Source organism: Streptomyces sp. P9(2023) (assembly GCF_032436795.1).
Lineage (GTDB): Bacteria > Actinomycetota > Actinomycetes > Streptomycetales > Streptomycetaceae > Streptomyces.
The window spans coordinates 189,135-215,126 of record NZ_JAUPWM010000007.1 but is presented as its reverse complement, the minus strand read 5'-3'; the positions used below and the strand labels follow the sequence as shown (position 1 = coordinate 215,126).

Here is a 25,992-nt window from a genome sequence, read left to right as displayed (position 1 = left end):
AGCCTTTCGGTCATGGCCTCAACCTTCGCCCGAGGCCCCGGTCCGGCGCCAGCCTGCTCCGTATGAACACCCTTGACCGACGGACCGTCACCAAAGCCGGGCTCCTCGCCGCCGTCTCCCTGGCCCTCACCCCGACGGCCGCCCGGGCGGCCGTCACCCCGCCCGACGCCGACCTCGTCCTCCGGCTGCCCGCGCCCACCGGCCCGTACGGGATCGGCGCCACCGTCCTCCACCTCGTCGACCCCTCCCGTAACGACCCCTGGGAGCCCGCGATCGGCGTACGGGAGGTCATGGTCACCGTCCTCCACCCCGCCCGTACCGTCCGCGGATATCCGCGCGCGCCGCAGCTGACCCCGGGCGCCGCGAAGCTCTTCACCGACCTCGCGCCCTGGACCCGCGGCCTGCCAGCCGCCGGCGTCGACTGGGCGGCCACGCTCAGTCACACCCACCCGGGCGCCCCGGTCGCGCCCGGCCCCTGGCCCGTGCTCCTCCACAGCCCCGGCGGCGGCGACGCCCGCACCATGGGCACCTCCCTCGCAGAGGAGCTCGCCAGCCACGGCTGGGTCGTCGTCACCGTCGACCACCCGGGGGACGCGAGCGAGGTGGAGTTCCCCACCGAGCGGCCGGGCCGCGACAAGGTGCGCCCCACCGTCTTCCTCCGCCCGCCCGACGCCGAGCAGTTCGGCACCATGATCGACACCCGGCTCGCGGACATCCGCTTCGTCCTCGACCGCCTCGAAGCCCTGCCGGGGCCCCTCGGCCGCGCCCTGGACCTCTCGCGGGTCGGGATCTACGGGCACTCGGCCGGCGGCACCACCGCGGCGCAGACCCTGTACGACGACCCGCGCTTCGCCGCCGCCGTGAACCTGGAGGGCTACCTGGACCGGATGGACGGCGAGCTGTTCCCGGTGGCCCGGGACGGTGTCGACCGGCCGCTCCTCCTGCTCGGCACCGACGGCTTCCGCGACGCACGGCTCGACCGCTCCTGGGGTGCGCTGCTCGCCCACCCCGGGGATCGCACCCGCCGCCGGCAGCTCGACGACGCCGATCACTGGGTCTTCACCGACTACGCGGCCCTCGTGCCGCAGCTCCACGCCGCCGGCCTGATGACCGCCGCCGACCGGATCGGCATGGTCGGCGCGATCGAACCGAAGGTGTCCGTGCGTGCGGTCCGCCACCGGCTCCGGTCGTTCTTCGGCCGCCGACTGCCGGTGGTGGCCGCCAAGTAGATTGGAGGGCGTGCTCACCAGTCTCACGCGCAACCGTGCGCTCGCGCTCTGCGCCCTGCCCGTCGCCGCGCTCTTCGCCGTCGTCGGGCTCGCGCCGCTGCCGTTCGCCATCGCCTCGCCCGGTACGACCGCCGATGTGCTCGGCGCCGTCGACGGACGCCAGGTGATCACGATCAGTGGCGCGCCCGTCGACAAGACGTCGGGCAAGCTCCTGATGACCACGATCGTGGCCACCGGGCCGAGCGTGGACAACGACTTCGGTGACATCGCCGACGCCTGGTTCCGTACCGACCAGGCCGTCCTGCCGCGCGACTCCGTCTACCCGCCGGGCAAGTCGGACGCCGAGGTGGAGAAGCACAACCTCGGTGAGATGAAGAAGTCCCAGGACGCCGCCACCCTGGCCGCCCTCGGCTATCTGAAGCTCGACCCGGACGACGTCGAGGTCACCCTCCACCTCGCCGACATCGGCGGGCCCAGCGCCGGGTTCATGTTCTCCCTCGGGATCGTCGACAAGCTCGACGGCGGCGGCGCGGCCGGGGACCTCACGGGTGGGCGGACCATCGCCGGTACCGGCACGATCAACCCGAACGGCACGGTCGGCGCCGTCGGCGGGGTCTCCCTGAAGACCCAGGCCGCCGCGCGCGACGGGGCGAGCGTCTTCCTCGTACCGAAGGCGGAGTGCTCCGACGCGCAGGCGGAGCTGCCGGAAGGGCTGCGGCTGATCCCCGTCACCAACCTCAGCGACGCGGTGTCGTCCCTCCGGGCCCTGGAGCAGGGTCAGGAAGCGAAGGTTCCGAGCTGCTGAGCCGCTCGCGATTCTGCTTCCGCTCGCCCGCGCCCTTCGCCGGTGCGGCTGATGCGGCCGGTGCCTCCATCGTGCGCCAGGAGGGGAAGACCACCGGGGCGAGCGTGGCCAGGAAGTAGACCCCGCCGAACGCGAGCAGCGCCGTCGTGAGGCCGGTGCGCTCGACCAGCTGCCCGGCGGCCAGGCCGCCCAGCGGGGTGGCCAGGAGCACCCCGGCCGTGGTCACCCCGGAGACCCGGCTGCGCAGCTCGTCCGGGACGACCTCGTACATCACCGTGGCCAGGATCGGGTTGAGCACACCCGCCCCGAACCCGCCCGCCGCCGCCGTGACGAGCAGGGGCATCGTGGTGTCGGAGAGGGCCGCCACGGCGAACGGCGGTGCGCCGCACAGCAGGAAGCCGCCGGTGAGGACCGCCCGGCGCGGGAAGCGGTGCCCGACCACCCCGTACGCCAGCGCGCCGAGCAGCGCGCAGCCGCCGAAGACGGAGACCACCAGGCCGAGGGCGGCCGGGCCGCCGAGGTTCTCCCGGGCGTGGACGGGCAGCAGGACCGAACTCCAGCCCTGGCTCAGGCCGTTGGTGACCATCACCATGAGGACGATGCCGAGTATCAGCCGGGAGCGGAGCACGAACGTATATCCCTCGCGCAGCTCGGCGCGGTAGGCGGTGAGCGAGAACGGAGGCGGGTCCGGGCGGGGCGCGGCGGCCGGGAGGCCCCGGAGGCCGACGAGGATCAGCAGGGCGGAGAGCCCGAAGGTGACGGCGTCGAGGTACAGGACGGTGTCCGCGCCGAGGAACGTGACGAGGACGCCGGCGAGGGCGGCGCCCGTCATCCTGGCCCCCCGGGACACCGCGTCGTAGAGGCTCGCGGCACGGGCGAGCGGGGTCCCGGCGTGGGCGGCGAGGTCGGGGATCAGGACGGAGCGGGCGGTCTCGCCGGGCGCGTGGAAGAGGCCGGTCACGGCCATCAGCGCGCACAGCATCCAGAATTCAAGCAGGCCGGCCCGGTGCAGGAGCGGGATCGCGGCCAGCGCGAGGGCGCAGACGAGGTCGGAGGCGACGCTGATCCGCCGGCGCCCGATCCGGTCGATGACCGGGCCGCCGACGATCGCGGAGACGACGACGGGCACGGCCGCGCAGAACGCGACCAGGCCCGCCTTGCCGGGGCTGCCCGTGGTGTCGAGCGCGAACCACGGGACGCCGATGAGAGTGAGCGAATTGCCGGTGACGGAGATGGCGTTGGCGGCCAGGACGGTGGCCAGTGGAGCACGTCCCCCCGGGGTGCTCATACGGCGAGCGTGACCGGCCGGGGGGTGGCGGGAACGGCGAGGCGGAGTCCCAACGTCACCAGGGTCCAGCCGAGTTGGGTACGTATCGGGGTGCGGGGGAGCGCTTCGGCCGCGGCTCGGTGGAGCTCGGCGGCCCGGAGGTGGTGCAGCTGAAGGTGGATATCGGCGTGCATGGCGGTATGACCCTTTCCGTCGATCCGTCGATCCGTCGATCCGTCGATCCGTCGATCCTTCGCTTCCGTCAGCTCTCGCGCTGCGGGAACGCGTGCAGGTGCATCCGTACGCGGGCGGCGCCCGGCGCGTCGGGGTCCGCGCTGTCGTGGTAGCTGTTGATCAGCTCGTGGATCTCCGCGTTGAGCTCGCGCAGCCGCTCGGGCGGGAGCGTCAGCGTGAAGTCGCTCATGTCCGTGGAGCCGGCCCAGACCTCCTCCCAGTCGTGGCGTGTGCCGATCCAGGTGTTCAGTTCCTGGGCATGGATGGTCGCGATCTCGTGCAGATAGACCTCCAACGCGCCCCGGACCTCGGGGTCCGCGTTCCGGTCGAGCGACTCGTCGACGACCGTGCCCCAGTGGGCCGCCTTCCACCAGCGCTCCCGGCCCTTGCCCTGGGTCGGGTCGTCCTCGACGAAGCCGTGCGCTGCGAGCTGGCGCAGGTGGTAGCTGGTCGCGCCGCTGGACTCGCCGAGCCGCTCGGCCAGTTGGGAGGCGGTGGCCGGTCCGTGGTGACGCAGGGCGCGCAGCAGCTGGATCCGGAGCGGGTGGGCGAGCCCGCGCAGGGAGCGCGGGTCGAGCGTGCGGCTCAGGTGCTTCTCGGGCTCGGACATGATGCAAGCCTAGAGTTGCAAAGAACTCCTTGCAAGGGTTTGTTTGCAACTACTTCTTTGCAGGAATTCCTCTGCAAGCACTCCTCTGCAAGGGTTTCTCTGCAACTCAGTCGACGTCCGTGGCCGCCTGCTCCACCAGCGGGATGATCCGCAGCGGCACCGGGTTCTCCATCACGATCGCCGTCGACGCCCGGACGATCCCCTCGAAGCCGACGACCCGGTCGATGACCCGCTGGAGGTCGGCGTTGGAGCGGGCGACAAGGCGGCAGAGCATGTCGCCGTGGCCGGTGGTCGTGTGCAGTTCGAGCACCTCGGGCACGGTCGCCAGGTGCTCCCGTACATCCGCCCCCTGCCCCTGCTTGATCTCCAGGGTCGCGAACGCCGTCACCGGATACCCCAGCGCCGCCGGGTCCACCTGCGGGCCGAAACCGCGGATCACGCCGCTCGCCTGGAGGCGGTCCAGGCGCGCCTGGACGGTGCCGCGCGCCACCCCGAGCCGGCGCGAGGCCTCCAGGACCCCGATCCGCGGCTCGCGGGCGAGGAGCACGATCAGCCGGCCGTCCAGATGATCGATCGCCATAGCCGTCTCCCCATGGTCATCCTGTACAAGTCTTCTGCTCATACTGGCCCGCCGCTGTGCAGATTGCCCAGTGGTCCGGTGAACTATTGCGCAGCTTGCCGATCGGCGGGACTCTGCCGTCATGACTGAGACCATCGATCACACCCCCTCCACCGCGCGGCAGGCCGACCCCTTCCCCGTGAAGGGAATGGACGCGGTCGTCTTCGCCGTCGGCAACGCCAAGCAGGCCGCGCACTACTACTCCACGGCCTTCGGCATGAAGCTCGTCGCCTACTCCGGACCGGAGAACGGCAGCCGCGAGACCGCGAGTTACGTCCTGACGAACGGCGCCGCCCGTTTCGTGTTCACCTCCGTCATCAAGGCCTCCACCGACTGGGGCCGCTTCCTCGCCGAGCACGTCGCCGAGCACGGCGACGGCGTCGTCGACCTGGCGATCGAGGTGCCCGACGCGCGCGCCGCGTACGCCTACGCCGTCGAGCACGGCGCCACCGGCATCACCGAGCCGCACGAGGTGAAGGACGAGAACGGCACCGTCGTCCTCGCCGCCATCGCCACGTACGGCAAGACCCGTCACACCCTGGTCGAGCGTTCCGGCTACGACGGCCCCTACCTGCCGGGCTTCGTCGCCGCCGACCCGGTCGTCGAGCCGCCGGCCAAGCGCACGTTCCAGGCCATCGACCACTGCGTCGGCAACGTCGAGCTCGGCAAGATGAACGACTGGGTCGGCTTCTACAACAAGGTCATGGGCTTCACGAACATGAAGGAGTTCGTGGGCGACGACATCGCGACCGAGTACTCGGCGCTGATGTCGAAGGTCGTCGCGGACGGCACGCTGAAGGTGAAGTTCCCGATCAACGAGCCGGCGATCGCGAAGAAGAAGTCGCAGATCGACGAGTACCTGGAGTTCTACGGCGGGGCGGGCGTCCAGCACATCGCCCTTGCCACGAACGACATCGTCGCGACCGTGCGGTCGATGCGGGCGGCGGGCGTCGCCTTCCTCGACACCCCCGACTCGTACTACGACACCCTCGGCGAGTGGGCGGGCGAGACGCGCGTGCCGGTGGAGACCCTGCGCGAGCTGAAGATCCTCGTCGACCGGGACGAGGACGGGTACCTGCTGCAGATCTTCACCAAGCCGGTGCAGGACCGGCCGACGGTCTTCTTCGAGATGATCGAGCGGCATGGGTCGATGGGCTTCGGCAAGGGCAACTTCAAGGCGCTCTTCGAAGCGATCGAGCGGGAGCAGGAGAAGCGCGGCAACCTGTAGTTTCCGCCGACGCCGCGTGCCCGGGGCGCCCGCCCCGGGCCCGGCTACCTCGGCTGTCGCGCCTCCGCCGCCGGCTTCGCCGCCCCGGGCGACTCCGACCGCACCGGCGGCTCCGACCGCACCGGCGGCTCCGACCGCACCGGCGGCCCCGACCGCACCGGGGCTGCCGGCGCTGCCGACGGCGCCGGCTCCGGCCTCAGTTCCTTCGGGAGCTCGTCCGGTGGATCGCCCAACGCGGCGACCGACTCACGCGCCTTCGGGGCCAGCAGAGGCGAGAAGGCCGGGTTGATACGGAGCGCCTCGGCCAGGTGGCGGCGGGCCGGGCCGTACGCCTGCACGGCTCGCTCGATCTCCCCCCGGTGGTACGAGAAGAGCGCGCTCCGCAGCCCCTCGTCCGTCGCCCTCTTCGCGTACTCCAGCGCCTCCTTCGGCTCCCCGGACCGGAACAGCGCCCACCCCAGCGCGTCCGCCACCTGCACCGACCGGTGTCCGCGCGCCCACTCCGCCTTCAGCCGCCGCACCGCCGCCGCCGGGTCGCCGTGGTCCGCCTCGAAGAGGCCGAGGACGACCTCCGCGCCCACCCACGGCCGCGTCCGCAGCTGCTCGTACTGGGTCCGGGCGTCCCCGTCCAGGCCCAGCGACTCGTACAGCTCGCCCGCCTCCAGGACCAGCTCCGGGCGCGGCAGCCGGGCGAGCGCCGCCCGGTAGTCGACCATCGCCGCCTCCGTACGGCCCAGCGCCGCCAGCGCCCTCGCCCGCCCGGCCAGCGACGGGCCGTGCTCCGGTACGAGACGCAGCGCCGACCTGTACTGCTCCACCGCCTCCGCCGGCTCGCCCCGCTCCCACGCCAGGTCCCCGAGCCGTGCGAAGGCCGCCGCCTTCTCCGCGCCCGTCTCGGCCTGCGCCACCGCGTCGCTCGCCGCCGCCGACGCGTCCTCGCGCCAGCCCCGGTCGCGGTACATCTGCGCCGCCCGCGCGCTCACCGCCCCGCCCGAGTGCAGCTCCTCCAGGTCCGCCAGCGCCTTCTGGGCGGCCTTGTAGTCGCCGAGCCCGTTGTACGCGTCGATCAGCGGCGGGTACGCCGACCAGCGCTTCGGTTCCTCCTTGCGGACCGCCTCGCCCCACCTCCGCGCGGTCCGCCAGTCGCCCCGCGCGTTCGCCAGGGCGGCAAGACCCAGCTGCGCGTCGAGGTTGCCGCGCGCGGCGGGCCGTACCGCCAGTGAGCGCTTCAGGGCGCGCTCGGCCCGTGGGTAGTACGTGACGTCGGCGAGCCGCGTGCCCCGCTCCACGTACGCCGTCCCCAGCACGGCCCATGACGCCTCGTCCGCCGGATGGGTCTTCAGCCACTTCTCGCGGTCGCCGATCAGCGCGGCCAGGTCCGGCAGCGAGGCCTGCGCCCCCGCGTTCGCCGCGAGCACCGCGCGGTCCGCGGGGCCGGGCGGGGGCGGCGGCCCCTGGTCGAACAGTCCGGGGGCGAAATCGGGGGCGTAGAGCAGTGCCGTCGCCGCGAGCACCGCGCCGACCCCGGCGGCCAGGACCGACCTCGACACGTTCTCCGTCTTCATGCCGCTCACTCTGCGCCCGCGCCCGCCTGTACGAAGAGCACACGAAGGGGAACGCCGGGCGGGTTCACACCGATGGCCCCGGGTGCCACGCTGGACGCATGGACGATCTTCTGACGCGGCTCCACGCGGACCTGCGCGCGGGCCTGCCCGCCGAGGCGCTGATCACCGACCCGGACGTCACCGCCTCCTACGCGAACGACATGGCGAGCTTCTGCGCGGCCGGTACCCCCGCGGCCGTCGTGCTCCCGCGCACCGTCGAACAGGTCCAGCACGTCATGCGCACCGCGACCGCGCTGCGCGTCCCGGTCGTCCCGCAGGGCGCGCGCACCGGCCTGTCCGGCGGCGCGAACGCCTCCGAGGGCTGCATCGTGCTGTCCCTGGTCAAGATGGACCGGATCCTGGAGATCAACCCGGTCGACCGGATCGCCGTGGTCGAACCGGGCGTCGTCAACGCCGTCCTGTCACGCGCCGTCGACGAACACGGCCTCTATTACCCGCCGGACCCCTCCAGCTGGGAGACGTGCACCATCGGCGGCAACATCGGCACCGCGTCCGGCGGGCTGTGCTGTGTGAAGTACGGGGTGACGGCGGAGTACGTCCTCGGCCTGGACGTGGTCCTCGCCGACGGGCGGCTGCTCACCACCGGCCGGCGCACCGCCAAGGGCGTCGCCGGATATGACCTGACCCGGCTCTTCGTCGGCTCGGAGGGCAGCCTCGGCATCATCGTCGGCGCAACCCTCGCGCTCCGTCCGCGACCGCCCCGCCAGCTCGCGCTGGCCGCCGAGTTCCCCTCTTCGGCGGCCGCCTGCGAGGCCGTCTGCGCGATCATGGAGCGCGGCCATACGCCATCGCTGCTCGAACTGATGGACGGCACCACCATCCGCGCCGTCAACAAGCTTGCGAACATGGGGTTGCCCAACACCACCGAGGCGCTGCTCCTGTGCGCCTTCGACACCCCGGACCCGGCCGCCGATCTGGCCGCCGTCGGGGAGCTGTGCGTGGCGGCCGGGGCCACCCAGGTCGTACCGGCCGAGGACACCGCCGAGTCCGAACTCCTCCTCCAGGCGCGTCGGCTGTCGCTCACCGCGCTTGAGACGATCAAGTCCGCGACGATGATCGACGACGTCTGCGTACCCCGCACGAAGCTGGCCGCGATGCTCGACGGCACGGCGGCCATCGCCGAGAAGTACGGCCTGACCATCGGCGTCTGCGCGCACGCGGGCGACGGCAACACCCATCCCGTCGTCTGCTTCGACCAGGCGGACGAGGACGAGTCGCGGCGGGCGCGGGAGTCCTTCGACGAGATCATGGCGCTCGGCCTGGAGCTGGGCGGCACGATCACCGGCGAGCACGGGGTGGGCGTGTTGAAGAAGGACTGGCTGGCGCGGGAGTTGGGGCCGGTGGGGGTGGAGTTGCAGCGGGGCATCAAGCGGACGTTCGACCCGATGGGGATCCTGAATCCCGGAAAGCTCTTCTGAGAGTTCTTCCGAGAGCTCTTCCAACGTTCTTCCGAACCGCCCGTCACAGCTCCCCCTCCTGCGACTCGTCCGACGGCCACGGGTCGCGCAGCCACAGCTCGTCGGCGACGGAGGTGGTGGCGAGCAGCTCGGCGAGCCCGTCGTCGATGCCGAGCTGCTCGGACTCGGTGCCCGGCGGGACCGCGCGCAGGGTCCGCTCCAGCCAGGCGGACACCTGAGCGGAGGGCGCCTCCAGGAGCGCGTCGCCGTCGGGGGAGGAGAGCGCCATCAGGACGACGTTGCGGCCGTCGACCTTCGTGGGCCAGATGCGGACATCGCCGTGGCCGCAGGGCCTGAAGATGCCCTCGACGAGCAGTTCGCGGGCGAACGTCCAGTTGACCGGGTACTCCGAACCGATGTGGAACGTGATGTGGACGGCGTACGGGTCGGTGGTGCGGTAGGCGAGGCGGGCCGGGACGGGGATGGAGCGCTCGGGGGACAGCACCAGCTTCAGCTCCAGCTCGCGCTCGACCACGGTGTTCTCGGTGTTCTGCATGGCGGTACGTCCTTTCGGGTGTGGGGCCCCGGCTGGGCCCGCACAGGGAGAGAGCGCGGTGGTCGCCGGTCATTACGCGACTTCGGAGAAGTTTTTCGGGAGATTTTTTCGGGGTGATCCGGAGGGGGACATCGGGAGGAACTCCGGCCTGAGCGTGACGGTGGGTTGCGGGTTCTGTAGGTATGTCGCTCGAAGGCGGGTTTCTCTCGGCCTCTTTCTTCTTGTGGCGGCGTTCTTCGTTACTGTCCTCCTTGGGCCCGCGGGCCCTCTGTCGTTGAAACGTCGTCACGGAACGGAGTCGGGGCAGTGGCTACTCCTCCTGGAGCCGGCGGGGAGGTACCGCAGGCCGGGTACTACCCGGACCCCTCCATTCCCGGATACATCCGGTACTGGAACGGGGGCGCCTGGGTACCCGGAACGAGCCGGCCCGTTCCCAAGGACGGCGAGCTTCCGCCGGCCGCGCCGGCCGGCGCGATGCCCGCGGGACCGGCGCCGGCGCCGAACCCCTCGCCCGCGCCCGTGGTCCCCGCGGTGGAGGAGACCGGCCCGGTCTTCTTCGACGAGGAGCCGTCCGAGCCCGAGCCGTCCTCGGCGTGGCAGGCGGACGTCTCCCGCCAGACCGGCTTCGGCGGCGACCGTGACCAGAAGGTCTCCTGGGGCGGCGCGCCCGAGCCGGCCGCGGGCCCGGTTCCCGGAGCGCGCGACCCCCGAGTCTCCGCCGACCCCGGCCCGCAGGCCCGCCTGGGCGGCCTCCCGGTGACCCCCGCCGATCCGACGGGCGGAGCCCTCCCCGGCGTACGCCGCCCGCAGCCCCCGGCCGCCGAGGGCACGATGACCATCCGCGCGCAGGGCACCGGGAGCGCGGAGCCCTCGGTCGCGCCGGCCCAGGGCCCGCAGGGCGCGGCAGGCGCGCAGGGCGTTTCGGCCGCGCATGGCCCGCAGGCGCTCACCGCCCCGCACGGCGGCCAGGGCACGCCCGGCTCGCAGGCCGCGCCGGCGGCGCAGGGCCCGCAGGCCCTGCCAGCGCCGCACGGCGCTCAGGCTGCCCAGGGTCCGCAGGCCCTCGCCGCCGCGCCCGGTGCGCAGAGCGCACCTGGATCCCACGGCGCACAGGCGCCGGTCGCCCCGCAGGCAGCCGGTCTGCCGCTCTCGCACGTGCCCGGGCAGACACCCGCCCCGACCCCGGTCGCCCCGACCCCCGTCGCCCCCACCCCGGTCGCGCCCACCCCCCTCACCGCCGGCCCCGGTGGCGGTGCCGCGTCGTGGCCGCAGCAGGTGCAGCAGCTGGCGCAGTCCTCGGCCGGAGTCGGCGCTGCCGGCGACGGTGAGCAGCCGGTCGTGCCGTGGAAGCCGCCCGTCGAGGACGTGTTCCTGCAGGCCGCCCGGGCGCAGGCCGCCGCGCGGCCCGCCGGGCTCGGGAAGCGGCTGGTCGCCCGGCTCGTCGACACCTTCGTGCTCGGCGCGCTCGTCGGAGGGGCGGCGTTCCCCTTCGTCACCGCCGCGCTCGACCACATCGATGCCAAGATCACGGCGGCCAAGCAGTCCGGTGTCACCGTCCAGGTCTGGCTCCTGGACGGCACCACCTCCCTCAACTTCGGGATCGCCCTCGCCGCCTTCCTCGTCCTCGGTGTGCTGTACGAGGCGGTGCCCACCGCCAAGTGGGGCCGTACGCTCGGCAAGAAGCTCTGCGGTCTCCAGGTGCGGGACATCGAGGCGCACGAGCCGCCGACCTTCCGCGCGGCCCTGCGCCGCTGGCTCGTCTACAGCGTCCTCGGGCTCCTGGTCCTCGGCGTCCTCAACGTCCTGTGGTGTCTCTTCGACCGGCCCTGGCGGCAGTGCTGGCACGACAAGGCGGCGCACACCTTCGTGGCGGGCTGAGCCGACCGGCGGGGATCCCCGCCGACCGGCGACGGTCCCGTACGGGTTCCGTACGACGTCCCCTACGAGATCCCGTACGCGGTCCCGTACGACGTCCCGTACGGCGGTCGCTCGAACGGGCGGCGATTGATTGCGGGCGCCCTCCGCCCGGGATGCACTGCCCCCATGAGCAACGACCAGCCGACGCCCGGCCAGCCGCCCGAGGACGATCCGTTCCTCAAGAAGCCGCAGGAGCCCACGCCGCCGTCGGCGGGCTCTCCGTACGGGAGCGAGCCGCCTCCCCCCGAAGGGCCGCCACCGGGCGGCCCGCCCCCCGGTGGACCTCCGCCTGGTGGACCTCCGCCTGGTGGACCTCCGCCTGGTGGACCCCCGCCTGGTGGACCCCCGCCGGGCGGCACGCCTCCGCCGCCGCCCCCGCCGCCCGGATCGCCGTACGACAACGTCCCGCCGCCCCCTCCGCCGTACGGCTCCCAGCCCTACGGCGGCGGAGGCGGCTACGGCGGGGCGGACCCGCTCGCCGGGATGCCCCCGCTCGCCGACACCGGGAAGCGCATCCTCGCCAGGATCATCGACTGGCTGCTCATCGCCATCCCGCTCGCCGTCATCGGCATCCCGTTCGACGTCTACGACCGGGCGACCGACGGCGACGACTTCGGCGACACGATCAGCGCGACCAGCACCGGCAGCGGTCTGGTCTTCCAGCTCATCACCATCGTCGCGTACGTCGCCTACGACACGGTGATGGTGGCGAAGAACGGCCAGACGCTCGGTAAGAAGTGGCTGAAGCTGCGGGTCGGGATGCTCAACGACGGCTCCACGCCGCCGATGAACGCCGCACTGATCCGCGCCGTCGTGCTCTGGCTGCCCGCGCTGATCTGCTGCGCCTGCCTGTGGCCACTGCTCCTGCTCATCCTGATCCTGGTCGACAAGCCCTACAAGCAGGGCCTGCACGACAAGGCGGCCAAGACGGTGGTGGTGTCCGTGCCGCCGACCCGGTAGGGCAGGCGCGGCAGGCGCTACGAGTTCGAACCGATCCGGGTCTCGGCCCCCGCACCCACGCGGACGGCCGGTACCCGGATCTCGTCCGTCCGGGGGGCCTCCTGCGGCACCGGTGGCACCGGCGTCACGGGGTCGGGCGTCGTGCGGCGGGTGGCCGGCATGGTCGTCGTGACGAGTACGCCGAGCAGCAGCCCGGCGGCGCTGATCACGACGACGCCCAGCGCGTTCGTCGTACGGGACAGCAGCAGCAGGGCGACGGTCGAGAAGACGACGGTGGCCGAACCATAGGCGAGTTGTGCGGCGTTCGGACGCGGCATGACGGGTACCGTCCCTCGATGCATCGGCTGGTCGCACTCGCGAGCGACTCTACGACGGTGGATGCCCGAGCGAAACGGGTAGTAAGCGTGACCTAACCCACGGTGCGGATGCACGGGGGGCGCATGGAGTCACCATTTCCCTCAACGACCCCCGCTGGTGCGCCTGGTAACCGTCCGGATAACGGAAACCGACTTCTGCATAGTGCAGTTGGTCCGCTCAAGTCAAGGACTGTCTTTTCTTGCGTAACTCCGGTCGAATGTCGTCACTTGTGACGCGCGAACCCGCCTGCGGACACCACCCCACCCTCGGTCCGCGGTCGCGGGCGCCGGGGAGGACAACATCAAGTGACCAGCAGACGACGGGCGATCAGAACGTCCGCAGTCGTCGTGGCTTTCGTGGCCGCCGCCGCGACCGCTTCGACCTTCGCCACCGCTTCGGCCGAGGACAAGAGCCCGGGCGCACCGGCCGGCATCGAGCGCCAGGACCCGGCTCCGGGCGCGGGTGTCGACAAGACCGCGGTGGACCACGACCTCGAAGGTCCGTACAGCAAGCAGCAGGAGCAGCAGCGCAAGGCCGCCCTTGAGCAGGTGCTCAGCGGCGAGACCAAGGTCGAGCGCCGCGGGGGCTCCCAGGTCGTCAAGCTCGACAGCAAGAAGTACGTCGAGCTGGGCCGCGAGAAGACCGACAAGATTTTCACGATCCTGGTCGAGTTCGGCGACAAGGTCGACAGCACGACCCTGGTCGACCGCGCCGACGACGACACCACCGAGCCCAAGCCGAAGTTCGGCGGCACGCCCGGCCCGCTGCGCAACCGGATAGCCGAGCCGGACCGTGCGAAGGACAACTCCACGGCCTGGCAGAAGGACTACGACCAGCAGCACTTCCAGGACCTGTACTTCGGCACCGGCAAGGACGCCAAGGGCCAGCCGAAGCAGTCCCTGAAGACGTACATGGAGAAGACCTCCTCGGGCCGCTACTCGGTCGAGGGCGGCGTCTCCGACTGGGTCAAGGTCGAGTACAACGAGGCCCGTTACGGCTCGAACTACTGCGGCAACAGCAACTGCGCCAACGTCTGGGACGCCGTCCGCGACGGTGTCACGGCGTGGGTCGCCGACCAGAAGGCCAAGGGCCGCACCGACGCCCAGATCAAGGCCGACATGGCCGAGTACGACAAGTGGGACCGCTACGACTTCGACGCCGACGGCAACTTCAACGAGCCCGACGGCTACATCGACCACTTCCAGATCGTCCACGCCGGCGAGGACGAGTCGGCGGGCGGCGGCGCCCAGGCCAGTGACGCCCTGTGGGCCCACCGCTGGTACGCGTACGGCACGGACGCGGGCAAGACCGGCCCGGCGAGCAACAAGTCCGGCGGCACGCAGATCGGTGACACCGGCATCTGGGTCGGCGACTACACGATGCAGCCCGAGAACGGCGGCCTCGGTGTCTTCGCCCACGAGTACGGTCACGACCTCGGTCTGCCGGACCTGTACGACACCTCCGGCAAGGCCGGCGCCGAGAACTCCACCGGCTTCTGGTCCCTGATGTCCTCCGGTTCCTGGCTCGGCCGGGGCAAGGAGTCCATCGGCGACCTGCCCGGCGACATGAACTCCTGGGACAAGCTGCAGCTCGGCTGGCTCAACTACACCAAGGTGAGCGACGAGCAGCGCGGTACGAAGTCCACCCACAAGCTGGGCGTGGCCGAGTACAACACCGAGAACCCGCAGGCGCTCGTCGTCGAGCTGCCGAAGAAGAAGGTCACCACCGAGGTCGTCGCGCCCGCCGAGGGCGCCACGCAGTGGTGGAGCGACATGGGTGACGACCTCAAGAACACCCTGACCCGCTCCGTCGACCTGACCGGCAAGTCGAAGGCCGCCCTTGAGCTCAAGGGCTGGTACGACATCGAGCTGGACTACGACTACCTCTACACCGAGGTGTCCACGGACGGCGGCGCCAACTGGACCGCCCTGGACGGCACGGCGGACGGCAAGGCGCTGCCCCGCGACGCGAGCGGCGCCCCGGCGCTGACCGACGTCTCGGGCGCGTACAAGAGCCTGGTCTACGGTCTCGACGCGTACGCGGGCAAGAAGTTCGACCTCCGCTTCCGCTACCAGACGGACGGCGGCGCGGGCGGCAAGGGCTTCGCGGCCGACGCCATCTCGATCACCGCCGACGGCGCGTCCGTCTTCTCGGACAACGTCGAGGGCGGCTACAACGGCTGGACCGCGAAGGGCTTCTCGCAGATCGGCAAGGGCTTCACGAAGGAGTACGAGCAGTACTACCTCGCGGAGAACCGCCAGTACGTGTCGTACGACGCGACCCTCAAGGTCGGCCCGTACAACTTCGGCTTCGCCGGTGAGAAGGCCAGCTGGGTCGAGCACTACCCGTACCAGAACGGTCTGCTCGTCTGGCTGTGGGACACCTCGCAGAAGGACAACAACACGGCCGTCCACCCGGGCCAGGGCCTCGTCCTCCCGGTCGACGCGCACCCGACGCCGCTGAAGTGGTCGAACGGCACCCTGATGCGCAACCGCGTCCAGTCGTACGACGCGCCCTTCGGTACCTACCGCACGGACGGCTTCACGCTGCACAACGCGGACGTCCCGACGCGGATCAAGCCGCTGGCGGGCAACCCGGTCTTCGACGACCGGAAGGGTACGTACTGGTACCCGGAGACCGAGCGGGCCGGTGTCAAGGTAACTGACACCAACACCAAGATCGCGGTCGTCAAGGAGCCGTCGAACGGCCGGACGATCACCGTGCAGGTGGGTCCGTCCACGAAGTAGTCGGTAAAACAGCAGGTCAAAGCATGATCGGCCGTCGCCCTCTAGCGGGCGACGGCCGATCGTGTTTAGGTGCGTCTGACCGAACTCTTATTGACAGCGAACGCACAGGGGGAGTGGTTTCGGCATGCCCGGTGGAGGTTTCTGCAAGTTGCCAGGCGGCAGTGTCGTCGTCGCGATAGGGCTGCCGAGCCCGGCCGGCGACGGGGTCACGGTCCGCTTCCTGGTCCACGCGGCGAACCGCGCCCGCGCCCTGACCCGGCTGCGGAACCTGGGGCTGCGGGCGGTCTACCTCCGGGGCAACGCGGAACCTCCGACACCCGACGAGATCACCGCCGTCCTGCACCACCCGGACGGTCTCCTGTGGCGCTCCGCGCCCGGCGCGGCCCAGGAGCTGTGGCACTCGATACGGACCCTGCCGACGGCCTCGTAGCGCGACCGAATGGTGCGCCGGGGTCAGACCACGGGCTTGCCCGTGAGCTCCACCCCGGCGCCCCGCAGCTCCTCGAGCGCCCGCTCGGTCGTCTCCTTCGCCACGCCCGCCGTGAGGTCGAGCAGGACCTGCGTACGGAAGCCCTCCCGGGCCGCGTCGAGCGCCGTCGCCCGTACGCAGTGGTCCGTCGCGATCCCCACCACGTCGACCTCGGCCACGTCGTGCGCCCGGAGCCACTCGGCGAGCGTCACCCCGTTCTCGTCGCGCCCCTCGAAGCCGCTGTACGCCGCCTCGTACGCCCCCTTGTCGAAGACCGCGTCGATCGCGCCGGAGGCGACCGCCGGGGCGAAGTTCGGGTGGAAGCCGACGCCTTCGGTGCCGGCGACGCAGTGCACCGGCCAGGAGGTCACGTAGTCGGGGTCGGCGGAGAAGTGGTCGCCCGGGGCGACATGGTGGTCCCGGGTGGCCACGACGTGCCGGTACGCCGCGCCCGCCGCCTCCCCGACCAGGTCGGTGATGGCGGCGGCGACATCCGCTCCCCCCGCCACCGCGAGGCTGCCGCCCTCGCAGAAGTCGTTCTGAACGTCCACGACGATCAATGCGCGGTGCATGGCGGGTGTCCTTCGATGGGCGGGGCGGGGGGAATGGAAGGTGGCCGGCGGCGGGAACGGAGGGTTTCGTACGGGGGAATGGCTTCGAGCCTAGAGACTTCCCCCGCCCTTCGGGAGGGGGCCTCGCAGGGTGTTACAAGTCAGCCCCTATACGTACTCCGTCGGCAGCACCGGCTCGCCCCGCGACAGCTGGATCGCCGACATCGGCAGCCCCGCCCGCGCCGCGATGTGCCGCGCCCGGGCCGCTTCCAGCGGCTCGCGGGCCACCACGTCGCCGCCCTTCACCAGCTCCACGAGCAGCTGCCGGTCCGCCAGCTCGGCCGGGACCTGGCCCGTACCGACGACCTCGGCCTCCGCGACGCCGTCCGCGTCCGTCCGGCGCGCCGCCCACTTGCGGCCGCCGATCGAGGTCTTGCCGCCGAGCGACTTCTTGGCCACCGCCGTCAGCGGCGCCTTGGGGTCGGCCGACGTGGCCCGGGCGACCAGCTTGTAGACCATCGAGCAGGTCGGGTGCCCGCTGCCGGTGACCAGCTGCGTACCCACCCCGTACGCGTCGACCGGAGCCGCCGCGAGCGAGGCGATGGCGTACTCGTCCAGGTCCGAGGTGCACACGATCTTGGTGTCCTTCGCGCCCAGCTCGTCCAGCTGCGCCCGCACCCGGTGCGCCACCAGCAGCAGGTCCCCGGAGTCGATCCGTACGGCCCCGAGCTCCGTGCCCGCCACCTCGACGGCGGTACGGACGGCCTCGGCGATGTCGTAGGTGTCGACGAGCAGGGTCGTACCGCGGCCGAGGGTTTCCACCTGGGCCTGGAAGGCGTCCCGCTCGCTGTCGTGCAGCAGGGTGAAGGCGTGCGCGGAGGTCCCGACGGTCGGGATGCCGTACCGGAAGCCGGCCGCGAGGTCCGAGGTGGCCTCGAAGCCGCCGACGTACGCGGCGCGCGCGGAGGCGACGGCGGCCAGCTCGTGGGTGCGCCGGGCGCCCATCTCGATGAGCCGCCGCCCGCCGGCCGCGGCCGACATCCGGGAGGCGGCCGCCGCGATGGCCGAGTCGTGGTTGAGGATCGAAAGGATCACGGTCTCCAGGAGCACGCACTCCGCGAAGGAGCCCTCGACCCGCAGGATGGGGGAGCCGGGGAAGTACACCTCGCCCTCGGGGTAGCCCCAGATGTCACCCGAGAAGCGGTAGGAGGCCAGCCACTCCAGCGTCGGCTCGTCCACGATGTCCTGCTCGCGCAGGAAGCCGAGGACGCCCGCGTCGAAGCGGAAGTTCTCGACGGCGTCGAGGACCCGTCCGATGCCCGCCACCACGCCGTAGCGCCGGCCCTCGGGCAGACGACGGGTGAAGACCTCGAAGACGGAGCGCCGTTCGGCGGTGCCGCCCCGGAGGGCCGCCTGAAGCATGGTCAGCTCGTACTGGTCGGTGAAGAGCGCGGTCGACGGCACGTCCACCGGGAGCCCAAGGTCCGCAGCGTTCATGTCAGCGATGCTAGCAAAGAAATCGTCAGAGTGACGATTTCTAGCTCCGTTCGAGCGGCGCACGGGCCGACCCGGCTCTGCGACGACCTTCCCGAGGTGGCAGCATGGGTTCAGTGAGCGTCGCGCCAATTGAGATTGAACGTACGGAATCGGCCGAGGAGACCTTCGCCGTCGTCGAACCGGATGTGCCGTGGGTGACCCTCGTGCACAACGATCCGGTCAACCTGATGAGCTATGTGACCTACGTCTTCCAGGCGTACTTCGGTTACTCCAAGGACAAGGCGCACAAGCTGATGCTCGACGTGCACAACAAGGGCCGCGCGGTCGTCTCCAGCGGTACGCGCGAGGAGATGGAGCGGGACGTGCAGGCGATGCACGGCTACGGACTGTGGGCGACCCTCACCCAGGACCGCGGCTGATGGCCGGACACTTCGAGGCCCTGCCCGGCGGTGGCGCCGCCGTCGCGCTCGACGAGGTCGAGGTCTCCATCCTGCGCTCCCTCGCCGTCCAGCTCATGGAGCTGATCGGCCCCGGCGACGAGCCGGTGGAGGGCGAGGACCCGCTGGCCGCGCTCTTCGCCGAGGGCCCGAGCGAGGCCCCGAGCGACCCCGCGCTCAAGCGGCTCTTCCCCGACGCGTACGCGGACGAGAGCGACGAGCTGCGGTCGGCGTCGGCCGACTTCCGCCGCTACACCGAGAACGACCTGCGGACCGGCAAGAGGGAGCACGTCCTCGCCGTGATCCGCAGCCTCGACGCGCTCACCCCGGAGGGCGAGGGCGACGAGGTGGTCCTCAAGCTCACCGCCGACGAGTCCCGGGCCTGGCTCGGCGCGCTCAACGATCTGCGGCTGACGATCGGGACCCGGCTCGAAGTGACCGACGAGGACGAGGGCGGGGAGCTGTACCGGCTGCCCGACTCCGACCCCCGTAAGCCGATGGTGCTCGCGTACCTCTGGCTGGGCGCGCTCCAGGAGTCGCTCGTCGAGACGTTGCTGTCCGGCGCCTGATACCCGGCTGTCGACCGCCGCTCGCGTGCCGTTCGCTCAGCGGACACTCAAATCCGGATAACGAATACGTCACCAAAGTGTTCTTACTGGTCCTCTTGAGTGGCTTTTGTCTGCCTTTGGATGTGGCGTGCGTCACATTCGCGCTCCATGATCACTGTTTCCCCCGTGATAAATGTTCACGACCGCCGGGGACGCCACCCATGTTCCCGGGGGCGCTTTGACCGGCTGACCGCCGGTGGCACTCCATCCACATCCGGGGGGATCAGCATGGAGAAAGGCGCATCACCATGACCTCAGTGCAGGTCGACAAGCAGTACGACGGCAATGAGGCCGCGGACTCCGCCGACGGCGAGGGTTACCACCGGGCACTCGGCGCCCGCCAGATCCAGATGATCGCGATCGGCGGCGCCATCGGCACCGGACTCTTCCTCGGCGCGGGCAAGGGCATCTCCAAGGCGGGACCGAGTCTGATCCTCGCGTACGCCATCGCGGGCCTCGTCATCTTCTTCATCATGCGGGCGCTCGGCGAGCTCCTCATGTACCGGCCCGTGTCCGGCTCCTTCTCGGAGTACGCGCGGGAGTTCATCGGCCCGTTCTGGGGCTTCGTGACCGGCTGGACGTACTGGCTCTTCTGGGTCGTCACCGGCATCACCGAAGTCACCGCGGCCTCCGCGTACATGCAGTACTGGACCAAGGACGCGAACGGCTGGATCGATCAGCCGCAGTGGGTCTTCGCCCTGATCTTCACGGTCGTCCTGTTCCTCGCGAACCTGATCTCCGTCAAGCTCTTCGGCGAGCTCGAGTTCTGGTTCTCGATGGTCAAGGTCACCGCGATCGTCGGCATGATCCTGATCTGTGCCGGCGTCCTCACCATCGGCTTCTCCGACGCCGGTGACACCGCGTCGGTCAGCCTGCTCTGGTCCGAGGGCGGCTTCTTCCCCAAGGGCATCGGGTCCACCCTGATGACCCTGCAGATGGTGATGTTCGCCTTCCTCGCCGTCGAGCTGGTCGGTGTGACCGCGGGCGAGTCCAAGGACCCGAAGACCGTCCTGCCCAAGGCCATCAACACCGTGCCGTGGCGCATCGCCGTCTTCTACGTCGGCGCGCTGATCATGATCCTGTCGGTCGTCCCGTGGACCCACTTCCAGCCCGGCATCTCCCCGTTCGTCGCGGCCTTCGAGAAGATGGGCCTCGGCATCGGCGCCGCGATCGTGAACTTCGTCGTCCTGACCGCCGCGCTCTCCTCCTGCAACTCGGGCATGTACTCCACCGGCCGCATGCTGCGCGACCTCGCACTCAACGGCCAGGGCCCGAAGTTCTTCACCAAGCTCACCAAGAACGGCCTGCCGCTGGTCGGCACCTCGTTCTCGGCCGGGCTGATGCTGGTCGGCGTCTGGATCAACTACCAGTGGCCCGGCGACGCGTTCAACTACGTCGTCTCCTTCGCGACCATCTCCGGCATGTGGGCCTGGATCATGATCCTGGTCTGCCAGGTCCGCTTCCGCCTCAAGGCCGACCGCGGCGAGCTGCCCCAGTCGTCCTTCAAGGCGCCCGGCGGCATCTGGCTCAGCGTGTTCTCGCTCGCCTTCATCGGCATGGTCATCGTGATGATGGGCATCGACAAGGACGCGCGGATCTCGTTGTACTGCGCCCCGCTGTGGGGCCTGATCCTCGGTGTCTCGTACCTGATCCTCAAGGCGCGGAACCCGCAGGGCGCGGCTTTCGTCAAGCGCTCCTGACCTGCTCCGTCTCGGCATTCGGGCCGTTCCGTACCACTCCTCGGTACGGGACGGCCCGTCTGCTTATCCTGTCGCCATGCTGACCATCACCCGGGCCCTGTACGACCAGATCGTGGAGCACTCCCGCGCGGACCACCCCGACGAGGCCTGCGGCGTGGTCGCGGGTCCCGTCGGCAGCGGCCGCCCCGAGCGGTTCATCCCGATGCTGAACGCGGCGCGCTCGCCCACGTTCTACGAGTTCGACTCGGCCGACCTGCTGAAGCTCTACCGCGAACTGGACGACCGGGACGAGGAGCCCGTGATCATCTACCACTCGCACACCGCCACCGAGGCCTACCCGTCCCGCACCGACATCACGTACGCGAACGAGCCCGGCGCCCACTACGTCCTGGTCTCCACCGCCGACACCGACGGCGCGGGCCCCTTCCAGTTCCGCTCGTACACGATCGTCGAGGGCGTGGTGGCGGAGGAGGACGTGAAGGTCGTCGAGGAGTACGACGTCTGAGACACTGACGCGACCAACAGGGCGGCAGGACCCAGGAAGCCGGTGCGTAATCCGGCGCGGTCCCGCCACTGTGACCGGCCCCTTTCGCGAGGGGCCGGGAGCCAGGAACTGACCTGCCGCCTCTCACCACCGACTGGGGACGTGGAAATCCCCGGAGGAGGCTCGTCGTGCTGACCTGGCACCGCCGTATCCTGCTGCCCGCCGTCGCGCTCGTACCGCTGCTCGCCGCCTGCGCGGCACCCGCGGACCAGGCCGCCGCCCCTTCCGGCAAGGCCGCGCCGGGATTCCCGTACACCGTCGCCAACTGCGGTGTGAAGACGACCTATCAGGCGCCCCCGAAGCGGGCCGTGACGATGAACCAGCACGTCACCGAGGTGATGCTCGCCCTCGGTCTGGAGAAGTCCCTCGTCGGCACCGCCTATCTGGACGACCGGATCCTGCCCGCGTACAAGAAGGCGTACGACGCGGTGCCGGTGCTCGCGAAGGAGTACCCCTCCAAGGAGGCCCTGCTCGCCGCCAACCCCGACTTCGTGTACGGCGGTTACGCCAGCGCCTTCGACGCCAAGGCCGGGCGCGGCCGGGACGACCTGAAGGCGACGGGCATCGACAGCCGCCTGAACATGGAGTACTGCCCCTCCGGCGCCTCTTCCCTGGCCGACCTCTACCGGGAGGTCGACGAGGTCGCCAGGACCGGCGTCCCCGAGCGCGTGGCGTAATCGCGTGGTCGCGAGGCGTCACGGTGCGGTGCTAGACTTCGAAGGTCCGCTGGCAACAACCAAGTTGGCGGCACTGGCGGGTCGCTGACCTGCCCGGCGGTCGGGAGGATCGTCGCACCGGACGGACGTAAGCGCCGTCAAACCCTTCGGAGTGATCCAGAGGGGAGTCTCCGGCCCCGGGTGGGAGAGAGCTCCAAGACTACGGCTCCACGACGACCGTAGGCATGAGGAACCGCGAAGCGGCGGTTCTTGACGACCGGGCCCTCTATGGCGCTCCCGACCGTCAAGAACCGCCGCTTCGCCGTCATGCCCCTCTCCGACGCGGTCCTCGGCGTCCGCGTCCCGGCCGCCGCCGACAAGCTCGCCCCCCAGCTCCACCCGGCCCGATGACGGCCGCGATCCCGCCTGCGGCGGGCAAGGCGGGGCCGGGGACGGGGCCGGGGACGGCGCCGCGCCCGGGCGCGGGCGGCGCCCGGCCCGCCGCGCCGGCGGGCGGGGCGGATCCTGCGGATCCGGCGCCGGGCGGCACACCGTTCGCCCGGGTGGCCGGGCTCTGCGGCTCGGCGCCGGACGACCCCGCCCGCCGGCGCCCGCCCCCCTACGGGCTCGTCGTCGCGGGGCTTGTCGTCGCCCTCGCGGGGGCCGTCGTCGCGGGCGTCGCGCTCGGCTCCGTGCGGATACCGGTGGGCCAGGTCGTCGAGACCCTCACCGGCCGCGCCGCCCCCTCCCCGTACCGCACGATCGTGCTCGACGTCCGGCTGCCGCGCGTGCTGCTCGGCGCGGTCGTCGGCGCCGGGCTCGCCGTCGTCGGCGCCGTCCTGCAGGCCCTGGTCCGCAACCGGCTCGCCGACCCCTTCCTCCTCGGGATCTCCTCAGGGGCGTCCGCCGGGGCCGTTCTCGTCCTGGTCCTCGGCGTCGGCGGCGGGGTCACCACCACCGTCGCCATGCCCGCCGGGGCCTTCGCGGGCGCGCTGTTCGCCCTCTTCCTCGTCTACGCCCTGGCCCGGCGCGGCTCCACCATGACCGGCGCCCGGCTGGTCCTCGCGGGCGTCGCCGTCTCGTACGTCCTGTCCGCGCTGAGCACGCTGCTCCTCGTCCTCTCCGCCCGCCCCGAGCACTTCCAGGAGGCGATGTTCTGGTCCCTCGGCGGCCTGGGCAGCGCCCGCTGGGGCTCCCTCGCCCTGCCCGCCGTCGTCGTCGCGCTCGGCACCGCGGTCCTGGTCGCCCTCGCCCGCCCGCTCGACCTGCTCCTCGTCGGCGAGGAGGGCGCGACCGTCCTCGGCCTGGACACCGCCCGCTTCCGCGCGGCCGTCTTCGTCCTGGCCTCGCTCCTCACCGCCGTGATGGTCTCGGTCAGCGGCGCCGTCGGCTTCGTCGGCCTGATGGTCCCGCACGCCGCCCGGATGGCCGTCGGCGCCCCGCACCGCCGCCTCCTGCCGGTCGCCGCGCTCGGCGGCGCGGTCGCCCTGATCCTGGCCGACCTCGCGGCCCGTACCGTCGCCGCGCCCCAGGACATCCCCGTCGGCGTCCTCACCGCCCTCATCGGCGGCCCGTTCTTCCTCTGGCTCATGCGCCGCCGCCCGGAAGGGAGCCCGGTATGACCGAGCTACGCACGCGGGATCTCTCGTACGGGACACGCCTGCACGGCGTCGACCTCACCGCCCGCCCCGGCGAGACCGTCGGACTCGTCGGCCCCAACGGCAGCGGCAAGACCACCCTCCTGCGCTGCGTCTACGGCACCCTCGCCCCCACCGCCGGCCGGATCCTCCTCGACGGCGACGACCTGGCCGCTCTCGGCCCCAAGGCGCGCGCCCGCCGGATCGCGACCGTCCCGCAGGACGGCTCCACCGAGTTCGAGCTGACCGTCCACGAACTGGTCGCCCTCGGCCGCTCCCCGCACAAGCGCTTCTGGGAGGGCGACACGGCCGCCGACCGGACCCGCGCCGAGGCCGCTCTCGCCCGGGTCGGCATCGCCGAGCTCGCCGACCGGCCGTACCCCACCCTCAGCGGCGGCGAACGCCAGCGCGCCCTGGTCGCCCGGGCCCTCGTCCAGGACCCGGCGCTGCTCGTCCTGGACGAGCCCACCAACCACCTCGACATCCGCTATCAGCTCGAAGTCCTCAGCCTCGTACGCCACTTGGGCACCACCAACCTCCTCGCCCTGCACGACCTCAACCTCGCCGCCGCCTACTGCGACCGCCTCTACGTCCTGGAGCGCGGCCGGGTGATCGCCGAAGGAGCACCCGCCGAGGTCCTCACGCCGGCTCTCCTCAGGGCGGTGTACGGGGTGGAAGCCGAGGTCATCCCGCATCCGAGGACCGGCACGCCGACCGTCTTCTACCTGCCCGGTCCGCCAGTCGAGCACGAACCGTCCGTCATGTGAGATCACATTCCGAAACCCGGACCGGGAATCGATACGATGACCGCATGGTTCCCCACGACGTGAGCGAAGTGACGACGTCGGGCAGCGTGCTGCTCGTGGCGCGGCTGCACGTCGACCTGTGCCGACTCGCCAGCGCGATGTGAGCGGGTGCGCCCCCGAGCGCACCGAGGAGCACCACCCCGCGCGGGGGCGAACAGCCGCGCGCCTTTCACGCCACTCCCGACTCCCGAAAACAGGAGCCCACGCCATGGCCATCGAGGTCCGCATCCCGACCATCCTCCGCACCTACACCGACGGCGAGAAGGCCGTCGCGGGCAGCGGTGCGACGCTCGCCGAGCTCTTCGCCGACCTGGAGACGCGCCACGCCGGGATCGAGGCCCGCATCGTGGACAACGGCCAGCTGCGCCGCTTCGTCAACGTCTACCTCAACGACGAGGACGTCCGCTTCCTCGACGGCATCGACACCAAGCTGACCGACGGCGACAACGTCACGATCCTGCCGGCCGTGGCCGGCGGCATGGTCTGATCCACATGCGTTACGACTCCCCGCTCGCGGCGGTCGGCAACACGCCCCTGGTCCGCCTGCCCCGGCTCTCCCCGTCGGACGACGTCCGCATCTGGGCCAAGCTGGAGGACCGCAACCCGACCGGCTCGGTCAAGGACCGCCCCGCGCTCCACATGGTCGAGCAGGCGGAGAAGGACGGCCGGCTCACCCCCGGGTGCACCATCCTGGAGCCGACCAGCGGCAACACCGGGATCTCGCTGGCGATGGCGGCGAAGCTCAAGGGCTACCGCATCGTCTGCGTCATGCCGGAGAACACCAGCGAGGAGCGGCGCCAGCTGCTCGCCATGTGGGGCGCCGAGATCATCTCGTCCCCGGCGGCCGGCGGGTCGAACACGGCGGTACGGGTCGCCAAGGAGCTGGCGGCGGAGAACCCCTCGTGGGTGATGCTCTACCAGTACGGCAACCCGGACAACGCGGGCGCCCACTACGCCACCACGGGCCCGGAGATCCTGGCGGACCTCCCCTCCATCACCCACTTCGTGGCGGGCCTGGGCACCACCGGCACCCTGATGGGCGTCGGCCGCTACCTGCGCGAGCACAAGCCGGACGTCAAGATCGTCGCCGCCGAACCCCGGTACGACGACCTGGTGTACGGGCTGCGGAACCTGGACGAGGGCTTCGTCCCCGAGCTGTACGACGCCTCCGTCCTCACCTCCCGCTTCTCGGTCGGCTCGGCCGACGCGGTCACCCGCACCCGGGACCTCCTCCAGCAGGAGGGCATCTTCGCCGGCGTCTCCACGGGCGCGGCCCTCCACGCGGCGATCGGCGTCGGCCAGAAGGCCCTGAAGGCGGGCGAGACCGCGGACATCGCCTTCGTGGTCGCGGACGGCGGCTGGAAGTACCTGTCGACGGGCCTGTACACGGCAAAGACGACGGAAGAGGCAATCGAAACGGTCCAGGGCCAGCTCTGGGCGTAGGGCACAACGGACGGCGCCCTAGCGGGCGCCTCCGCCCGGACGGCCCCGCGGCCCGGGTGCGGCGCCCTTTCAAGGCCCCGCATCCCGGTTCCC

The 25,992-nt window shown here is 71.3% G+C and carries 28 protein-coding genes and 1 riboswitch; of the genes, 19 read left to right on the top strand and 9 right to left on the bottom strand.

Features of this window, described 5'->3' with window-relative positions; translation table 11 throughout:
- Window positions 1-62: 62 nt before the first annotated feature.
- Together Q5762_RS13340 and Q5762_RS13335 are read left to right on the top strand one after the other, a co-directional pair.
- The gene (locus Q5762_RS13340; protein WP_315892255.1) at window positions 63-1,229 is read left to right on the top strand and encodes an alpha/beta hydrolase; all 1,167 of its coding nucleotides are present in this window, start codon (window positions 63-65) and stop codon (window positions 1,227-1,229) included.
- A 10-nt stretch (window positions 1,230-1,239) separates the two neighbouring features.
- On the top strand, window positions 1,240-2,034 hold the full coding sequence (locus tag Q5762_RS13335; protein WP_315892254.1) for a S16 family serine protease: 795 nt from the start codon (window positions 1,240-1,242) through the stop codon (window positions 2,032-2,034).
- Here the strand turns inward: Q5762_RS13335 and Q5762_RS13330 are convergent.
- The 4 genes from Q5762_RS13330 to Q5762_RS13315 all read right to left on the bottom strand — a co-directional run bounded on the left by Q5762_RS13330 (window position 1,967) and on the right by Q5762_RS13315 (window position 4,725).
- The gene (locus Q5762_RS13330; protein WP_315892253.1) at window positions 1,967-3,322 is read right to left on the bottom strand and encodes an MFS transporter; all 1,356 of its coding nucleotides are present in this window, start codon (window positions 3,320-3,322) and stop codon (window positions 1,967-1,969) included. The two genes, Q5762_RS13335 and Q5762_RS13330, sit on opposite strands and share 68 nt — an antisense overlap.
- Complete coding sequence (locus tag Q5762_RS13325) at window positions 3,319-3,495, bottom strand: hypothetical protein (protein WP_315892252.1); 177 nt, start codon at window positions 3,493-3,495, stop codon at window positions 3,319-3,321. Before Q5762_RS13325 ends, Q5762_RS13330 begins: the two co-directional genes overlap by 4 nt.
- A 68-nt stretch (window positions 3,496-3,563) precedes the next feature.
- A complete protein-coding gene (locus tag Q5762_RS13320) occupies window positions 3,564-4,145 on the bottom strand; it encodes a winged helix-turn-helix domain-containing protein (RefSeq protein ID WP_315892251.1) in 582 nt (193 codons plus the stop codon).
- A 106-nt stretch (window positions 4,146-4,251) separates the two neighbouring features.
- Entirely contained in the window at window positions 4,252-4,725 is a 474-nt protein-coding gene (locus tag Q5762_RS13315) for an Lrp/AsnC family transcriptional regulator (protein ID WP_315892250.1), read from the bottom strand.
- A 121-nt stretch (window positions 4,726-4,846) separates the two neighbouring features.
- Here Q5762_RS13315 and hppD point away from each other — a divergent pair, with 121 nt between their 5' ends.
- Window positions 4,847-5,992: a 4-hydroxyphenylpyruvate dioxygenase gene (gene hppD, locus Q5762_RS13310; protein ID WP_315892249.1), complete on the top strand. Its 1,146-nt coding sequence runs from the start codon at window positions 4,847-4,849 to the stop codon at window positions 5,990-5,992.
- A 44-nt stretch (window positions 5,993-6,036) separates the two neighbouring features.
- Here hppD and Q5762_RS13305 read toward each other — a convergent pair whose 3' ends face one another.
- Window positions 6,037-7,557 carry a BTAD domain-containing putative transcriptional regulator gene (locus Q5762_RS13305; protein WP_315892248.1) on the bottom strand — a complete coding sequence of 507 codons (1,521 nt, stop codon included), beginning with the start codon at window positions 7,555-7,557 and terminating at the stop codon, window positions 6,037-6,039.
- Between the two features lie 98 nt (window positions 7,558-7,655).
- Between Q5762_RS13305 and Q5762_RS13300 the strand changes: the two genes are divergently transcribed.
- Window positions 7,656-9,035, top strand: coding sequence for an FAD-linked oxidase C-terminal domain-containing protein (locus tag Q5762_RS13300; RefSeq protein WP_315892247.1), 1,380 nt, complete (start codon window positions 7,656-7,658; stop codon window positions 9,033-9,035).
- Window positions 9,036-9,078: 43 nt separating this feature from the next.
- Here the strand turns inward: Q5762_RS13300 and Q5762_RS13295 are convergent, their stop codons facing one another.
- Window positions 9,079-9,570 carry an SsgA family sporulation/cell division regulator gene (locus tag Q5762_RS13295; protein WP_315892246.1) on the bottom strand — a complete coding sequence of 164 codons (492 nt, stop codon included), beginning with the start codon at window positions 9,568-9,570 and terminating at the stop codon, window positions 9,079-9,081.
- A gap of 306 nt (window positions 9,571-9,876) precedes the next feature.
- Between Q5762_RS13295 and Q5762_RS13290 the strand changes: the two genes are divergently transcribed.
- Complete coding sequence (locus tag Q5762_RS13290) at window positions 9,877-11,448, top strand: RDD family protein (protein WP_315892245.1); 1,572 nt, start codon at window positions 9,877-9,879, stop codon at window positions 11,446-11,448.
- Window positions 11,449-11,613: 165 nt separating this feature from the next.
- Window positions 11,614-12,447, top strand: coding sequence for an RDD family protein (locus Q5762_RS13285; protein WP_315892244.1), 834 nt, complete (start codon window positions 11,614-11,616; stop codon window positions 12,445-12,447).
- Window positions 12,448-12,464: 17 nt separating this feature from the next.
- Here the strand turns inward: Q5762_RS13285 and Q5762_RS13280 are convergent, their stop codons facing one another.
- Window positions 12,465-12,764 carry a hypothetical protein gene (locus Q5762_RS13280; protein ID WP_315892243.1) on the bottom strand — a complete coding sequence of 100 codons (300 nt, stop codon included), beginning with the start codon at window positions 12,762-12,764 and terminating at the stop codon, window positions 12,465-12,467.
- 345 nt (window positions 12,765-13,109) lie between these two features.
- Here Q5762_RS13280 and Q5762_RS13275 point away from each other — a divergent pair, with 345 nt between their 5' ends.
- Both Q5762_RS13275 and Q5762_RS13270 read left to right on the top strand, forming a co-directional pair.
- Window positions 13,110-15,551: an immune inhibitor A domain-containing protein gene (locus Q5762_RS13275; protein WP_315892242.1), complete on the top strand. Its 2,442-nt coding sequence runs from the start codon at window positions 13,110-13,112 to the stop codon at window positions 15,549-15,551.
- Window positions 15,552-15,675: 124 nt separating this feature from the next.
- Complete coding sequence (locus Q5762_RS13270; protein WP_315892241.1) at window positions 15,676-15,981, top strand: hypothetical protein; 306 nt, start codon at window positions 15,676-15,678, stop codon at window positions 15,979-15,981.
- A gap of 23 nt (window positions 15,982-16,004) precedes the next feature.
- Here Q5762_RS13270 and Q5762_RS13265 read toward each other — a convergent pair whose 3' ends face one another.
- The gene (locus Q5762_RS13265; protein ID WP_315892240.1) at window positions 16,005-16,592 is read right to left on the bottom strand and encodes an isochorismatase family protein; all 588 of its coding nucleotides are present in this window, start codon (window positions 16,590-16,592) and stop codon (window positions 16,005-16,007) included.
- A 147-nt stretch (window positions 16,593-16,739) separates the two neighbouring features.
- A complete protein-coding gene (locus tag Q5762_RS13260; protein WP_315892239.1) occupies window positions 16,740-18,068 on the bottom strand; it encodes a nicotinate phosphoribosyltransferase in 1,329 nt (442 codons plus the stop codon).
- A 104-nt stretch (window positions 18,069-18,172) separates the two neighbouring features.
- Here Q5762_RS13260 and clpS point away from each other — a divergent pair, with 104 nt between their 5' ends.
- The 11 genes from clpS (at window position 18,173) to Q5762_RS13210 (ending at window position 25,899) form a co-directional block, all read left to right on the top strand.
- Window positions 18,173-18,487, top strand: coding sequence for an ATP-dependent Clp protease adapter ClpS (clpS, locus tag Q5762_RS13255; RefSeq protein ID WP_315892238.1), 315 nt, complete (start codon window positions 18,173-18,175; stop codon window positions 18,485-18,487).
- Complete coding sequence (locus Q5762_RS13250; RefSeq protein WP_315892237.1) at window positions 18,487-19,074, top strand: DUF2017 domain-containing protein; 588 nt, start codon at window positions 18,487-18,489, stop codon at window positions 19,072-19,074. The genes clpS and Q5762_RS13250 overlap by 1 nt, the downstream gene beginning before the upstream one ends.
- Before the next feature lie 287 nt (window positions 19,075-19,361).
- Complete coding sequence (locus Q5762_RS13245; RefSeq protein WP_315892236.1) at window positions 19,362-20,813, top strand: amino acid permease; 1,452 nt, start codon at window positions 19,362-19,364, stop codon at window positions 20,811-20,813.
- 76 nt (window positions 20,814-20,889) lie between these two features.
- Window positions 20,890-21,318 (top strand): M67 family metallopeptidase, encoded by a 429-nt coding sequence (locus Q5762_RS13240; protein WP_315892235.1) that lies wholly within the window; start codon window positions 20,890-20,892, stop codon window positions 21,316-21,318.
- Window positions 21,319-21,350: 32 nt separating this feature from the next.
- Window positions 21,351-21,429, top strand: a riboswitch (cobalamin riboswitch).
- A gap of 56 nt (window positions 21,430-21,485) precedes the next feature.
- Complete coding sequence (locus Q5762_RS39970; RefSeq protein WP_399495056.1) at window positions 21,486-22,034, top strand: hypothetical protein; 549 nt, start codon at window positions 21,486-21,488, stop codon at window positions 22,032-22,034.
- A gap of 267 nt (window positions 22,035-22,301) precedes the next feature.
- Window positions 22,302-22,424: a hypothetical protein gene (locus tag Q5762_RS39965; protein WP_399495054.1), complete on the top strand. Its 123-nt coding sequence runs from the start codon at window positions 22,302-22,304 to the stop codon at window positions 22,422-22,424.
- Window positions 22,421-23,635 (top strand): iron ABC transporter permease, encoded by a 1,215-nt coding sequence (locus Q5762_RS13230; protein ID WP_315892234.1) that lies wholly within the window; start codon window positions 22,421-22,423, stop codon window positions 23,633-23,635. Before Q5762_RS39965 ends, Q5762_RS13230 begins: the two co-directional genes overlap by 4 nt.
- A complete protein-coding gene (locus tag Q5762_RS13225; RefSeq protein ID WP_315892233.1) occupies window positions 23,632-24,417 on the top strand; it encodes an ABC transporter ATP-binding protein in 786 nt (261 codons plus the stop codon). Before Q5762_RS13230 ends, Q5762_RS13225 begins: the two co-directional genes overlap by 4 nt.
- 44 nt (window positions 24,418-24,461) lie before the next feature.
- Window positions 24,462-24,560: a putative leader peptide gene (locus Q5762_RS13220; protein ID WP_315892232.1), complete on the top strand. Its 99-nt coding sequence runs from the start codon at window positions 24,462-24,464 to the stop codon at window positions 24,558-24,560.
- Between the two features lie 104 nt (window positions 24,561-24,664).
- Entirely contained in the window at window positions 24,665-24,943 is a 279-nt protein-coding gene (locus tag Q5762_RS13215; RefSeq protein ID WP_315892231.1) for a MoaD/ThiS family protein, read from the top strand.
- A 5-nt stretch (window positions 24,944-24,948) separates the two neighbouring features.
- Window positions 24,949-25,899, top strand: coding sequence for a cysteine synthase (locus tag Q5762_RS13210; protein WP_315892230.1), 951 nt, complete (start codon window positions 24,949-24,951; stop codon window positions 25,897-25,899).
- Window positions 25,900-25,992 lie beyond the last annotated feature (93 nt).